Annotated in this window: 13 protein-coding genes; 6 read left to right on the top strand and 7 right to left on the bottom strand. The window is 70.6% G+C overall.

The window, feature by feature from the left end; all coding sequences use genetic code 11:
* The first annotated feature begins 22 nt into the window (after nt 1-22).
* Nucleotides 23-1,069 (top strand): class I fructose-bisphosphate aldolase, encoded by a 1,047-nt coding sequence (locus VKT83_11585; protein ID HLY23096.1) that lies wholly within the window; start codon nt 23-25, stop codon nt 1,067-1,069.
* Here the strand turns inward: VKT83_11585 and VKT83_11580 are convergent.
* The 4 genes from VKT83_11580 to VKT83_11565 all read right to left on the bottom strand — a co-directional run bounded on the left by VKT83_11580 (nt 1,066) and on the right by VKT83_11565 (nt 7,815).
* Nucleotides 1,066-2,082: a dihydroorotate dehydrogenase-like protein gene (locus VKT83_11580; GenBank protein HLY23095.1), complete on the bottom strand. Its 1,017-nt coding sequence runs from the start codon at nt 2,080-2,082 to the stop codon at nt 1,066-1,068. The two genes, VKT83_11585 and VKT83_11580, sit on opposite strands and share 4 nt — an antisense overlap.
* A gap of 10 nt (nt 2,083-2,092) precedes the next feature.
* Entirely contained in the window at nt 2,093-5,704 is a 3,612-nt protein-coding gene (gene nifJ, locus VKT83_11575; GenBank protein ID HLY23094.1) for a pyruvate:ferredoxin (flavodoxin) oxidoreductase, read from the bottom strand.
* A gap of 111 nt (nt 5,705-5,815) precedes the next feature.
* Complete coding sequence (gene ptsP / locus VKT83_11570) at nt 5,816-7,540, bottom strand: phosphoenolpyruvate--protein phosphotransferase (GenBank protein HLY23093.1); 1,725 nt, start codon at nt 7,538-7,540, stop codon at nt 5,816-5,818.
* Nucleotides 7,537-7,815 (bottom strand): HPr family phosphocarrier protein, encoded by a 279-nt coding sequence (locus VKT83_11565; protein HLY23092.1) that lies wholly within the window; start codon nt 7,813-7,815, stop codon nt 7,537-7,539. The genes ptsP and VKT83_11565 overlap by 4 nt, the downstream gene beginning before the upstream one ends.
* A 140-nt stretch (nt 7,816-7,955) precedes the next feature.
* Here VKT83_11565 and VKT83_11560 point away from each other — a divergent pair, with 140 nt between their 5' ends.
* Complete coding sequence (locus VKT83_11560) at nt 7,956-8,393, top strand: universal stress protein (GenBank protein HLY23091.1); 438 nt, start codon at nt 7,956-7,958, stop codon at nt 8,391-8,393.
* A 17-nt stretch (nt 8,394-8,410) separates the two neighbouring features.
* On the opposite strand, the gene VKT83_11555 is transcribed toward VKT83_11560, so the two are convergent.
* On the bottom strand, nt 8,411-9,040 hold the full coding sequence (locus tag VKT83_11555) for a CBS domain-containing protein (protein ID HLY23090.1): 630 nt from the start codon (nt 9,038-9,040) through the stop codon (nt 8,411-8,413).
* A 162-nt stretch (nt 9,041-9,202) separates the two neighbouring features.
* Between VKT83_11555 and VKT83_11550 the strand changes: the two genes are divergently transcribed.
* From VKT83_11550 to VKT83_11535, 4 genes are all read left to right on the top strand, one after another.
* Entirely contained in the window at nt 9,203-9,712 is a 510-nt protein-coding gene (locus VKT83_11550; protein HLY23089.1) for a YbaK/EbsC family protein, read from the top strand.
* Between the two features lie 120 nt (nt 9,713-9,832).
* Nucleotides 9,833-10,921 (top strand): hypothetical protein, encoded by a 1,089-nt coding sequence (locus VKT83_11545; GenBank protein ID HLY23088.1) that lies wholly within the window; start codon nt 9,833-9,835, stop codon nt 10,919-10,921.
* A 66-nt stretch (nt 10,922-10,987) separates the two neighbouring features.
* The gene (locus VKT83_11540) at nt 10,988-11,242 is read left to right on the top strand and encodes a hypothetical protein (GenBank protein HLY23087.1); all 255 of its coding nucleotides are present in this window, start codon (nt 10,988-10,990) and stop codon (nt 11,240-11,242) included.
* A 94-nt stretch (nt 11,243-11,336) separates the two neighbouring features.
* Nucleotides 11,337-12,239: a hypothetical protein gene (locus VKT83_11535; GenBank protein HLY23086.1), complete on the top strand. Its 903-nt coding sequence runs from the start codon at nt 11,337-11,339 to the stop codon at nt 12,237-12,239.
* 3 nt (nt 12,240-12,242) lie between these two features.
* On the opposite strand, the gene VKT83_11530 is transcribed toward VKT83_11535, so the two are convergent.
* Both VKT83_11530 and VKT83_11525 read right to left on the bottom strand, forming a co-directional pair.
* Nucleotides 12,243-13,430 carry a VLRF1 family aeRF1-type release factor gene (locus VKT83_11530; GenBank protein HLY23085.1) on the bottom strand — a complete coding sequence of 396 codons (1,188 nt, stop codon included), beginning with the start codon at nt 13,428-13,430 and terminating at the stop codon, nt 12,243-12,245.
* A gap of 147 nt (nt 13,431-13,577) precedes the next feature.
* Nucleotides 13,578-13,766, bottom strand: a 189-nt coding sequence (locus tag VKT83_11525) for a hypothetical protein (GenBank protein ID HLY23084.1), incomplete at its 5' end; no start/stop codon positions are given.

Genomic DNA, 13,766 nt, shown 5'->3' with positions numbered 1-13,766 from the left:
ACGATCAAGGCGGTGACGGCAGATGAACCTGGACGCGATGGTGGAGACGACGCGGGCGCTCACGGCGCGCGGCAAGGGCATCCTGGCCGCGGACGAGAGTCACGGTACGATCGGGAAGCGCTTCGGCGCGATCGGTGTGGAGAATACGCCGGAGAACCGCCGGCGGTACCGGCAGCTGCTCTTCACCACGCCCGGTATCGCCGAGATCCTGAGCGGCGTGATCCTCTACGACGAGACGGTCCGTCAGCGGTCGGACGACGGCACGCCGTTTCCGGAGCTTCTCGTCCGAGCCGGGATCGTCCCCGGCATCAAGGTCGACGCCGGAGCGAAGCCGCTCGCCGGCGCCGCCGAAGAGCTCGTTACGGAAGGCCTCGACGGACTCCGCGACCGCCTGGCGGACTACCGCGGGCTCGGCGCGCGGTTTGCGAAGTGGCGGGCCGTGATCCAGATCGGGGAGGGGCGGCCGAGCCGGTACTGCCTGGATGCAAACGCGCATGCGCTCGCGCGGTACGCGGCGTTGTGCCAGGAGGCCGACATCGTCCCGATCGTCGAGCCGGAGGTGCTGATGGACGGCAGCCACACGATCGAGCAGTGCTTCGACGCGACCGAAGCGGCGCTCGACGGGCTGTTCCGGTCGCTGCGGGACCAGCGCGTCGTGCTCGAGGCGGTGCTGCTGAAGCCCAACATGGTGGTCTCGGGAGCGAAGTGCCCGCGGCAGGCGGGTGTCGAGGAGGTCGCGGAGGCGACGGTGCGCTGCCTGCGCCGCACGGTGCCGGCGGCGGTGCCCGGCGTGATGTTCCTTTCGGGCGGTCAGACTCCGGAGCGCGCGACGCAGCACCTGAACGCGATGAACGCGGTGCCGGGGCCCCGTCCGTGGGCGTTGAGCTTCTCGTTCGCGCGCGCGCTGCAGCAGCCCGCGATGGACGCGTGGCGGGGGTCCCCGGCCGCGGTCCAGGCGGCGCAGCAGGCGTTCCTCCATCGCGCGCGGCTCGTCTCGGCCGCCCGCGAGGGGCGGTATACGCCGGCGATGGAAGAGGCCGGCACGGCGACGGGTCAGGCGCGCCGCTAGCGAGGTCTCGCGCCGAACCGTCCCGCGGGCGCCCAGCCCTGCAGAAGCCGGATGTACTGGCCGCGCTCGAACGCGGCGGGGTCGGGGCAGCGCGCCAGATTCATGCTGCCCTGCATCTGGCGCAGCGAGATGTACTCGTGGGATTCCATCCAGACTTCCATCTGCTGGCGGACGGTGCGCAGGTACCGCGGCCCACGCAGCAGCAGCGCCGAGACCATCTGCACCGCGTGCGCGCCGGCCATCACCGCCTTGATCGCGTCGAGCGCCGTGTGCACGCCGCCGCTGACCGCGAGCGACGCCCGTACCTGGTGCGAGAGCACCGGCAGCCACGTCAGCCGCTGGCGCAGCTCCGCGCTCGTCGACAGCTCGATCGTCGGCACGATCTCCAGCGCGGCGGCGTCGATATCGGGCTGGTAGAACCGGTTGAAGAGCACGAACCCGTCGGCGCCCGCCGCGTCGAGCGCGCCGGCGAGGTGCGCCAGCGCCGAGTAAAACGGCGACAGCTTGACGGCCACCGGAATGGCGACGGACCGCTTCACGGCGCGAAGAATATCGACGAGACGGCCCTCGACCACCGCCGCGGTCTCGTTCGGGTCCGCCGAAACGTGATAGACGTTGAGCTCCAGCGCGTCCGCCCCGGCCTCCTCGATCCGGCGGGCATACTCGATCCAGCCGCCCGTGGTGGTGCCGTTGAGGGACGCGATCACGGGCAGGCGGACCGCCGCCTTGATGCGGGCAATCTGCTCGAGGTACTGGCCGGGGCCGAGCGCGTAGTCGTGCGGCCGGGGGAAGTAGGAGCGGGCCTCGGCCGAGGACTCCGCGTGGACGTCGAAGTGGAGGGCCGCGACCTGCTCCTCCACGATCTGCTCCTCGAACAGCGAGTGCATGACGATGGCGGCGGCCCCTGCCTCCTCGAGCCGCTTCACCGTGTCGAGGTCGTCGGCCATCGGCGACGCGCCGGGCATCAGCGGATGCGGCAGCGGCATTCCGAGGTACGTCGTAGAAAGGTCCATCGCCCGCTCCTTAGTCGTCGGCGGCGCCGGCGGCGGATGCCGCCTCCGGCTTCTCGCCGGCTGGGGTGGCCGACGCCCCGACCGATGACGCCCCGTCCGCCGGCCGGACGTGGAGTCCCGCGAGCTGTTCGTACAGCCGGTAGCGCCGCTGCACGTCTTGTGTCGCCAGGGCCAGCAGCTCCCGCGCCCGCCCGCGGTTCATGCCGTCCACCATGCGGAAGCGCGCCTCGTTGTAGAGAAAGCGTGGCAGGTCGATCTTCGGCGGCGGCGAGTCGAGGACCAGCGGGTTGAGCCCCGCGGCGATCCGGCGCGGATCGTAGCGGAACAGCGGCCAGTACCCGGACTCGACCGCGAGCTTCTGCTGTTCCAGGCCGTGCACGAGGTCGTAGCCGTGCGCGATGCACGGCGAGTAGGCGATGACGAGCGACGGCCCGGGGTAGGTGTCCGCCTCGACGAGCGCCCGGACCGTCTGGGTGTCCTTGGCGCCGAAGGCGACGGAGGCGACGTAGACGTTGCCGTAGGTCATGGCGAGGAGCGCGAGGTCCTTCTTCGCCGTAGCCTTGCCGGCGGAGGCGAACTTGGCCGCGGCCCCGCGGGGCGTGGCTTTGGACTGCTGTCCCCCGGTGTTCGAGTACACTTCCGTGTCGAGCACGAGGACGTTGACGTCGCGGCCCGTCGCCAGCACGTGGTCGAGGCCGCCGTAGCCGATGTCGTACGCCCAGCCGTCTCCGCCCACGACCCAGACGCTCTTGCGCACGAGATAGTCGGCGAGGTCGAGGAGCCGGTGCGCCTCGGGCGTGTCGAGATCTGCCAGACGCTCGCGCACCCGCGTGACCCGCGCGCGCTGCGCCGCGACGCCGGCGTCGTCCGGCTGGTCCGCCGCGAGCAGCTCCGCGGCGAGGTCGGACCCCAGCCGCGGGGCGAGGCGCTCCACCAGACCGCGGGCCTCCCGGACGAACTGGTCCACCGCGAGGCGGAACCCCAGGCCGAACTCCGCGTCGTCTTCGAACAGGGAGTTGGACCACGCCGGCCCGCGGCCGTCGCGGTTGACGGTATAGGGTGTGGTCGGCAGGTTGGCGCCGTAGATCGACGAGCATCCGGTCGCGTTCGCGATGAGCACGCGGTCGCCGACGAGCTGGGTCAGCAGCCGGATGTAGGGCGTCTCGCCGCAGCCTGCGCACGCCCCGGAAAACTCAAAGAGCGGCGTGCGGAACTGCGATTCCTTGACGTCGTGCTTGAGGCGCCGGGGATCGGGCGCCGGCAGGGTGAGGAAGAACGCCCAGTTCTCGCGCTCCGTCTCGCGCAGCGGCGCCTGCGGCGCCATGTCGAGAGCCCGGTGCTTGGGGTTGGCCTTGTCCTTGACCGGGCACACCGCGGCGCAGAGGCCGCAGCCGGTGCAGTCCTCCGGGGCGACCTGGAGGGTGTATTGGTGATTCTTGAAGTCGAGCCCGCGATAGCCGGTGGCCTTGAACGACGCGGGCGCCCCGTCGAGGTGCCGCGGCTCGTAGACCGCGGCGCGGATGACCGCGTGCGGGCAGACGAACACGCACTTGTTGCACTGGATGCAGATCGCGGGATCCCAGACCGGAATGTCCTGCGCGAGGTTGCGCTTTTCCCACTTCGCCGTTCCGACCGGCCAGGCGCCGTCCGGCGGGAAGGCGCTGACCGGCAGCAGGTCGCCGTTCTGACTCAGCATCGCCGCCGTGACGCGTCTGACGAACTCGGGCGCATCCGGCGGCACCGTCTCCGGCCGCGCCCGGCCCGCCGAAGCACCCTGCGGCACGCGCACCTCGTACAGATGGGCGAGCGTGTCGTCCACGGCCTCCCAGTTTCGCCGGACGATCTCGTCGCCGAGGCGCCCGTAGGTCTCCTGGATCGCCGTCTTGATCCTGGCGATCGCTTCGTCCGGCGGCAGCACGCCGGAAATAGCGAAGAAGCAGGTCTGCATGACGGTGTTGATGCGGCCGCCCATGCCGGCCCGGCGCGCCACGTCGAGCGCGTCGATGGCGTACAGCCGAAGGCGCCGGTCCACCACCTCGGCCTGCACTTCGCGCGGCAGCCGGCTCCAGATCTCGTCGGGTCCGTACGGCGCGTTGAGCAGCACGACGGCCCCCGGCGCGGCGTACCGCAGCACGTCGTAGCGATCGAGAAACGCGAACTGGTGGCACGCCACGAAGTTCGCCCGGCGGATGAGGTACGCGGACCGGATCGGCCGGGGTCCGAAGCGCAGGTGCGAGACGGTCACGGCCCCCGACTTCTTGGAGTCGTAGACGAAGTAGCCCTGCGCGTAGTGAGGCGTCTCCTCACCGATGATCTTGATGGAGTTCTTGTTCGCTCCGACGGTGCCGTCGGCGCCGAGCCCGAAGAAGACCGCGCGGGTCACGTCGCCGGGCTCGATGTCCGCGTCCGGGTCGAACGGCAGCGACAGGCCCGTCACGTCGTCCGTGATGCCGATCGTGAAGTGGCGGCGCGGGGCCGGCGCGGCGAGCTCCCTGTACACCGCGGCGACCATCGCCGGCGTGAACTCCTTGGAGGCGAGGCCGTACCGCCCGCCGACGACCGTGGGGTGGGCGGCGAGGGGGACCTCGTTGAGCGCGGCGAGCACGTCGAGGTAGAGCGGTTCGCCGAGCGCGCCGGGCTCCTTGGTTCGATCGAGCACCGCGACGGCGCGGACCGTACGGGGGAGGGCGGCGACGAAGTCGCTCGCCGAAAACGGCCGGAACAGCCGTACCTTGACGACACCGACCTTCTCCCCGGACGCCGCCAGCCAGTCGACCGTCTCGTGGACCGTCTCGGCCGCCGACCCCATCACCACGATCACGCGCTCGGCCTCGGGATGTCCCGCGTAGTCGAACAGGTGATACGACCGTCCCGTCAGCGCGGCGATCCGGTCCATCGCGTCCTGCACGTGGCCCGGGCAGTCGCGGTAGAACGGGTTGGCCGCTTCGCGCGCCTGGAAGAACGTGTCGGGGTTCTGGGCGGTCCCGCGCAGCACGGGCCGGTCGGGCGTGAGCGCCCGGGCGCGGTGCGCGCGGAGGAGCTCCTCGGGCAGCATCGCGCGGAGATCGTCGTCGGTGAGCAGCTCGATCTTGGCGATCTCGTGCGACGTGCGAAACCCGTCGCAGAAATGCAGGAACGGCACGCGCGAGCGCAGCGTCGCCGCGTGCGCGACGCAGGCGAGGTCGTGGGCTTCCTGCACCGATCCGGAGCACAGCATGGCGAAGCCGGCTTGGCGGCAGGCCATGACGTCCGAGTGATCGCCGAAGATGGACAGGGCGTGCGTGGCCACGGTCCGCGCGGCGACGTGCATCGTGAACGCGGTGAGCTCGCCGGCGATCCTGTACATGTTGGGGAGCATCAACAGCAGGCCCTGAGACGCCGTGAACGTCGTCGTGAGGGCCCCGGCCTGCAGCCCCCCGTGGACCGTGCCGGCCGCGCCGCCCTCCGACTGCATCTCGATTACCTGCGGCACGGTCCCCCAGATGTTGGGCCGGCTCTGCGCCGACCACTCATCGGCGAGCTCGCCCATCGGCGACGCCGGGGTGATCGGGTAGATCGCGACGAGCTGGTTGACCCGGTAGGCGACCGAGGCGACCGCTTCGTTTCCGTCAATCGTGACCATCGGCCGCGGCATGCTCCCACTATGCCGGATGGAGCCGCGCCGACACATCGGGCGCCCGGACGATTGGGTGTCCGCTCCCGGCCCGATACCCGCTCCGGCTGAGCGCCGGACCTAGCGGCCGGACCGCGCGCCCGCGTCCGCGAGCAGCGCGCGAACGGCGCGCGCGCTGTCGAGCGCGAGTGCCCGCCGGGCGACGTCCCGCGCGTCCGCGATGGTCCACCGGCGGATCTCGGCCTTCACCGCGGCGATCGCCGGGGGATTCATGCTCAGCTCGACGACGCCCAGGCCGATCAGGACCGGGACTGCCGCGGTGTCCCCCGCCAGCTCGCCGCAGACGCCGACCCACTTGCCGGCGGCGGCGCCGGCTTCCGCCGTCATCTGGATCAGGCGCAGGACCGCCGGCTCGAGTCCGTCGGCGAGGGCGGCGACCGCGGCGTTCGTGCGGTCCGCGGCCATCGTGTACTGCGCGAGATCGTTGGTGCCGAGACTGAAGAAATCGACCCACGGCGCGAAGCGGTCGGCCAGAAGCGCCGCGGACGGCACCTCCACCATCATGCCGATCTGGAGATCGGTGCGGTCCTGACGATCGTCCCGCGCGAGACCGCGGCGCACGTCGTCCACAACCCCGCGCAGCGCCCGCATCTCCTCGACTGCGCCGACCATCGGGAACATGATCCGGATCGCCCGGCCGGCGCCCGCGCGTAAGATCGCGCGCAGCTGTCGGCGCAGAAGGTCGGGGTGGCGCTGCGCGACGCGCGCGCCGCGCAGCCCGAGGAACGGATTGGCTTCGGACGGCAGCGGCACGTAAGGCAGGGGCTTGTCGCCCCCGACGTCGAGGGTTCGCACCACCACCGGTTTGCCGGGCAGCGCGTCGAGGATGGCGCGATACGCCGCCACCTGCTCGTCCTCGTCGGGCGCGGTCTCGCGGTCGAGATAGAGAAACTCCGTGCGCACCAGGCCGGCGCCGTCGGCGGCGGCCCGGGCCGCCGCCTCCGCGTCGGCGACGCTTCCTACGTTGGCGGCGACTTCGATGCGCGCGCCGTCGCGTGTGACGGCCGGCTCGGCGGCCCGCTCGTCCGCACGGGCGCGGGCGGCCGCGCGGGCGGCCCGCTCGGTGTCCGCGGCGGCGATCTCGGCCGGATCGGGCGTCACGACGACCACGCCCCGGTCCCCATCGACGAGCAGCGTCGCGCCGGTCTCGACCGCGGCAAGAGCGGCGCCGAGGCCGACCACGGCCGGCACGCCGAGCCGCCGCGCCAGGATCGCGACGTGCGAGGTCGGACCGCCGCCCGACGTGCACAGCGCCAGCAACCGGCCCGCCGCGAGGCCGACCGTGTCCGACGGCGTAAGATCCTCCGCGACGATGACCGCCGGCCCGCCGGGCGCCGGCGCGGGCTCGGCGATTCCGAGGAGCAGCCGCAGCACCCGGTCGCCGACGTCGCGGACGTCGCCGGCGCGCGCGCGAAACACCGCGCCCGGCAGGGCTTCCAGCGCGGCCGCGGCGTGTTCGATTCCTGCCCGCCACGCGGCCTCCGCCGACGCGCCTCCGGCGATCTCCCGGCGGCTGCGCGCCAGGAGGTCCGGATCCGCCAGCATCAGGCGCTGCGCCTCGAAGATCGCGGCCACTTCGGGGGTCAAGCGCGTCCGCTGTTCTTCGACCACCGCATCCAGATCCGCCGCCGCGGCCGACAGGGCGGCGTCGAGGCGCCGCTGTTCGGCACCGGTCCCGTCCCCGGTGCGCCGCGTGATCTCGAGGCGCCGGCGCTCGTACCGCCAGGCCGGGCCGGTGACGATGCCGGGCGAGGCGGGCAGCCCCGTCAGCCGGGAGGCTGTCACGAATCTTCTCCGAAATCCGACTCGACGAGCCTGCGCAGGGCCGCGAGGCTCTCCGCCTCGTCCGGCCCGGCGGCCGAGACTTCGATCAGGTGTCCATGCTCGGCGCCGAGGCCCAGCACGCCGAGGATGCCTTTGGCATCCGCCGGTGGCCCGTTCCGCGTGGCGTTGCGGACCGTGATCGCGGAGGCGAACCGGACGGCGGTCTGCACGAATTTCGCCGCCGGGCGGGCATGGAGTCCCACGGCGTTCGTCAGCGTCAAGACCGCCTGCTGCACGTGGCGTCCTCCCGGGCCGTGACCGCGGCCCCGTTCATCGTAGACGCGGCGGGGAACAGGTGCCATCAGGCAGGCAGCGTAATTCCTGCTCGGATCATATCCCGACGGGCCGACGCCCATCAGGGGGAGGAACCAGGGCCATGTATCACCGCATCCTGATGCCGATCGACGGCAGCGCCTCAAGCGACGCCGCGCTCGCCCACGGCCTCCAACTGGCCAAGGAGCAGGGTGCGGAGGTGAAGATTCTGCACGTGCTCGACACCCAGGCGCTCTATCTTCTGTACGAGGGGATGTACGTGGAAGAGATCGCGGAGCGCTGGCGCAGGGAAGGGCAGGCGTTCGTCGCCCGCGCCGCCGAGCAGGCGCGCGCGGCGGGAATTACCGCGGCGACCGAGCTCATCGACGAGGGCGGACGCATCCCCGACGTGATCGTGAACCAGGCGAAGGCGTGGTCCGCCGACCTCATCGTCATGGGCACCCACGGGCGGCACGGGTTCGACCACCTGCTGCTCGGCAGCGCCGCGGAAGGCGTGGTGCGCACGACGCCCGCGCCGGTGCTGCTGATCCGCAAAGAGTAAGGCTGCCGGCCGACCGCCTAGACGCCGGCGGTCTTCTGCACGCTGATCTCCGACGGCTCGAAGCCCGCCTCACGCAGCGCGCGCACGAGATCCCGCGGGTCCTGCTCGTCCGCGGTCAGCACCGCCGCCGGGCCGTGCCGGTCGACGTATGTCGCCAGGCCGCTGAGCGGCGCCTTCGCGCGGGTCAGCGCGTCGAGCACGGACCGCACGCCGGTCGCCACGTTGGCGATCGGTACGACCAGATGCGTTCCGGTGCGCCCCGCGCCGAGCAGTTCGAGAAACGCGTCGAAGATATCGCTTTCGGTGATGATGCCGACGAGCCGGCCGTGATCGAGTACCGGCAGCGCGCCGAATCCGAGGGCGCGCATCTTGGCGGCCGCCTCCACGATCGGTGATTCAGGCGCCGTCGTGTACGGGGACGCGGTCATCAGGCCCGCCACCGGAGTCGACGCCTTGCCGCGCTCGTAGAGCGTCCGTTGGGTCACGATGCCGATCAAGGTACCCCGTTCATCGACGACCGGCAGCCGCCGGACCTTGTGGACGTACATAGTCTTGAGCGCCGCGCTGGTCTCCGTGTCGGGTCGCGTCGTAATCGCCGGACTCGTCATCCGATCGCGCACGAGCATGCCCATCACCCCGGTCCCCACTGTGTCATCCCGTTCGTCTTTAGGGTACCGCCGGCGCGGCCGCGGCGCCATGAGACGCGCGCCTGATCCTGAATCGGCTGCGCAACGGATGGGCCCCGCGAGGAGGCGGGGCTATCGTGTAAGGGGGGACTGTCCCCCGGGAACTTCGAGGAGGTGAGCCGCATGACCGAGATCGAGTCGAGAGGTCTCGCCACGCTCGGTGCGCCCTGCCTGCACCGCCTGAGGGAGTACCTCGACATGGCGGGGGTGGCGTATCAGGTCGCCCGCCACGCCCCACGGTACACGGCGCAGGAGCTCGCGCAGGAAGAGCACGTGCCCGGGAATCTGGTGGCCAAGGTGGTGCTCGTCACCGCCGACGACCATCTGCTGATGGTGGTCGTCCCCGCCACCTCGCGGGTCAACGTGCCGTGGGTGCGGCGCGCCGTGGGTGCGAAGCACGCGCGGCTGGCGACGGAGAGCGAGTTTTTGCGCGCGTTCCCGGATTGCGAAGCGGGCGCGATGCCGCCGTTCGGCAACCTCTATCATCTCCCGGTCCTGGTGGATCGCGGCTTGACGCGCGATCCCGTGATCATCTTCAACGGGGGCACGCACGACCTCGTCGTGACGATGACATACGAGGACTTCGCCCGGCTCGTGCAGCCGAAGGTGGGGATCTTCGCGGTCCAGCCGTAGCTCGCCGCGACGTAAGGAAGGGCCGGGTGGGCCGGCCTCGCCGGCGCCGCCGCGGCCGGTTCGGCCCGCCGGGCGTCTTCCGGAGGAGGTCGCCGGCGCTGCACGGTACCAGCAGGTATCGTGCGGGTCGTCCGTCCGCCTTACCACCTGATCCGGGCGTTGTTTCGCCGTGCGCTGCGGAGCCACCGGCCGTCCAGTCTTTCACTGCGCGACGTCGCGGACGGCCGGACGTGGGCGTGCGTGGATCTCGGGGCGTTCCCGCGGCCGCTGCCCCGCCTGGAGGGTCTCGAGGGTCTTGTCATCATGGAAGACCGCGACCCGCAATTCGTGTTGTCCTTCAGCGGGTACGACCCGCGCCGCCCCGCGGGTCTCGACCGCCACGGTCCGCTGCGCAGTTGGACGACGCACGAGGACGTGCGAGCCGTGGTCGCGGGGCTGCACGCGCAGGGGATCAAGGTCGCGATCGGCTTCTGGAACTACGGGGGCTGGCGATTCCACCACCGGCCGGCCTGGGTTCGCGCGCACCCTGAGCTACGGCACATGCCGTTCGGCAGCCAGCTCTATCCGTTCGTCCGGCTCCGGCGCGAAGGCATCACCTACGCCGAGTACATCGCGAGGCAGTACGAGCGCGTGCGGGAGGCTTTCGGCTTCGACGGGTTGATGCTGGGCGACGGCTTCTGCGGTTTCAGCAGCATTTGGGACCCCGATCTCTACGACGATCTCGCCGGCACGATTCCGGAGTGGACGGCGTTCTACCGGACGGTCGCCGGCGCCGTCCACGCGGGCGGGGGCGTGCTTTTGGCCTACGATCAGATGGGGATGTCCGCGGCCGAGTCGCGCGGCCACGGCATCGACTACGGGGAGCTGGCCCGCGCGGGGCTGGACGTGCTCGTGTACCAGTCGTACCCGCAGGCGTGGGCGGGGTTCTGGCTGGAGTCGTACGCGGACCGCTTTGACCTCGCGGCGAACGTCCGCAACATATCGACCGTGACGTCGGCCGTGGCCGGCTCCGGGACACGCGTGCTGTATACGCTCGAATTGGGCGATTCCGTGGAGCGGTGGTGGGCCGACCCGGCGCGTACGAGAGGGCAGATGACACGCCTCGACCCGCTGGCCGGAGGGCGGTTTTTGGTTTGGGCCAACGATCTGGTGGCCCGATTCGGGCAACCGGAGCGTCGCCCGATGGGGAATAAGATGCCGGCCCGATAGGACTGGCGCCGGCCGCCGGCCTACGATTGGGGTGACAACTCGAGACGGCGCCGGGGGTGCCGGATCATGTTGGACTCGTGGCTGGGTCAGGCGGGGTTCGGCGAGCAGATTCAGCTGTACGGCGACACGTTTTGGCGGCAGCTCGGGTCCACGCTGTTGTGGACCTTTCTCGTCATCTGGGGCGTGCTGGTGGTCGTTGCGATCGGGGTGGCGTTGTTCCGGCGTGTGGACGTGACGGAGGATATAAGGAGCGCGCGCGAACTCGACGAGGTTCTCCTTGCCCGGCGAACAGGCCCGCCGACAAGACACAAGGCCGCATAGGCTGGGTTCGGCGCACGGTCGTGCGTGAACAGCACGCGTCGCAGGTTCCGCAGCCGCTTCACCATCGGAATCACATCGACCATCGGTTGATTATGTGAGATTGTTCACGTTCTCTCAGACGCTTGCCGGCGCAATCGTCGCCGTCCTCGCCATCGGCGGCGCTGCGATCGCGCCTCCGCTCGGGGGCCGCCTTGCGTTTACGTCGAACCGAGACGGATCCACGCAGATCTACGTGATGAACGGCGACGGAACCGGCGTTGTCCGTCTCACCAGGACGGGATCGAACGCGGCGCCCGCGTTCAGCCCCGACGGCCGGCAGATTGCGTTTCCGGCGCTGCGGGACGGCACCTGGCAGGTCTACCTGATGAACGCCGACGGCACCGGCACCGTGCCTCTGACGAGCCCTCCGGGAAACAGCGCGGAGCCGGCGTTCAGCCCCGACGGCCGCCGCATCGCGTTCGACTCCAACCGCTCCGGGATCTGGCAGATCTACGTCATGAACCGGGATGGGGCGGGTGTGACGCCGCTTATGATGTCGCGGACCCACGCGTTTTCGCCGGCCTATAGCCCGGACGGGCGGACAATTGTCTTCGTGTCGGTCCGGGACGGCGGCAGCGTGCTCGCGACGATCCGCGCCGATGGGACCCGGGAGAGGGTACTTGCCGGGCCGCTGGGTGGGCGCCACGGGCCGACGTTCAGTCCCGACGGCCGCCGCATCGCCTTCTCTGCGGGCGGTCGAGGGGATGAGCAAATCTATGTTGCCGCCGCGGACGGCAGTCACCGCACCCAGTTGACGAAAGGGCCGCGGATCAGCTTCGGTCCCGCCTTCAGTTCTGACGGCCGGTGGATCGCCTTCACGTCCGACCGCGACGGCCAGGACCAGATCTGCATCATGAAGCCGGACGGATCAGAGGTCGTTCGCATCACGGGGCCGCCGGGCGCGAGCTTCTTCCCCACATTTCAGCCCGAAGTCCCGCTGGCGGCAGGCCACCGCTAGAGCTTACGCTCCGCGTCGGAGATTCACCGAGCCGGCGGACGGATGGCGCAGCAGGCCGCCGATGCCGTCGGCGAGCGGGGCAGCGGCGTCCGCGCTCACAAGTTCCAGGGCCGCTCCATGTTGCCGGGTCAGCATCGGAAGCGCCTGCGGCAGCGTGAGGCGCCGGACGTCTCCGCTACACGCGGCACACGGGCCCGGTTTCACGCCGAGGGCGCCGCAACTCACGCACGCCCGTGCCGTGGCGCGCATGTCCCGGTTCGCGACCACGGTGCGGAGGTTGCCGTCGGCGAGGGCTTCGAGGGTTGCCGCTGTTCCGTCGATCGCCGTGCCTCCCACGCGCCGTTCCTGGACGACCGATCGGACGAGCCGGCGGTCGCGGGCGTGGCGATCCGCCAGTGCGAGGGGGAGCGTGCGGGCTTGAATCTCGGCGAGCGAAGCGTGAGGACGGATTGCCACGGTGCCGATCACCGTTTCCCGGAGCGGCCGGGGAAGCGCCGCGGACACCGCGCCGGCGGCCTCTTGATCTCCGCCGATAATAACCCGGTCAATCCCGCGCGCCGCGAGCGTGCGCGCGGCCGCCACGGCAACGTTGCGCCAAAACCGGTGGTACTGCGCGAGGACGCGTGCCTCGAACGCGCTGGATTGTATGCCGCGGCCGACGCCGACACCGCTGCGACGGGTCGACGTCGCCATCCGGCCGGTTTTGAACCGCCACTTTTCGGTGTCCAGCTCGAGATCGATCTCGTCGATCGCGGTGGTCTGTCCGAGATACGCGACCAGCACGCGGGCGTGGTCGTGGAACGCGAGCACGACCGCGTACGGCGCGTACTCGTGCATCGCCCAGAGCAGCGGGATCGTGTCCGGCGCTCCGTACGTCAGGTGGTTGGGCAGTGGAAACGGCAGCGTGTAATCTTGCCACAGGTCCGGGCCGGCGAAAATCGCCAGCCCGCGGCCCTCCTGGGGCATGGCGTCCAGATGCGCGAGGATCCGCTGCGCGGCGGGTTCCGCGGTCCGGCGCACGTCGGGCGCCAGCCGGCGGACCAGCCGCTGGACGGCGTTGTGCGTCCACACCCGGTAGGCGGGCTTCGGACGCTGATGCTCGACCAGACTGGGGTCCGTGTTCAGCGAGAGCGAGAACACGTCATCGCGGTCCAGTTTCACGATCTCGTTCAACCGCTGCGTATCGAGCACGGCTTCGCCTCCGGAATGTTCCGCGAGCGCCGACCGGCATTCTCCCCTTGTACAGTACGCACCGGCCCGCCCGGGTGCCATCCGGCACCCGCCGGACGGCAAATCGGACGGCGGTCCTATATCCGTCCCCTGACGGTACGGATACAGTCACAGGTAAGAAGGCGTATTGTACCCGCCGCGCTGGGCAAGCGCCTGTGCCGTGTCCAAGGGGGAACCGATCATGTCGATCGGAACGGCTGTTATTCTTGCGTGCTTGGCCGGATTTGCGTACTTCTCGCGTCGATTTTTCGGGGACTGGTTCCTGGAACGTCCGATCGTCGTCGCGCCCATCACCGG

Source organism: bacterium (assembly GCA_035308905.1).
Taxonomy (GTDB): domain Bacteria; phylum Sysuimicrobiota; class Sysuimicrobiia; order Sysuimicrobiales; family Segetimicrobiaceae; genus DASSJF01.
This window is presented reverse-complemented; position numbering and strand designations above follow the sequence as displayed.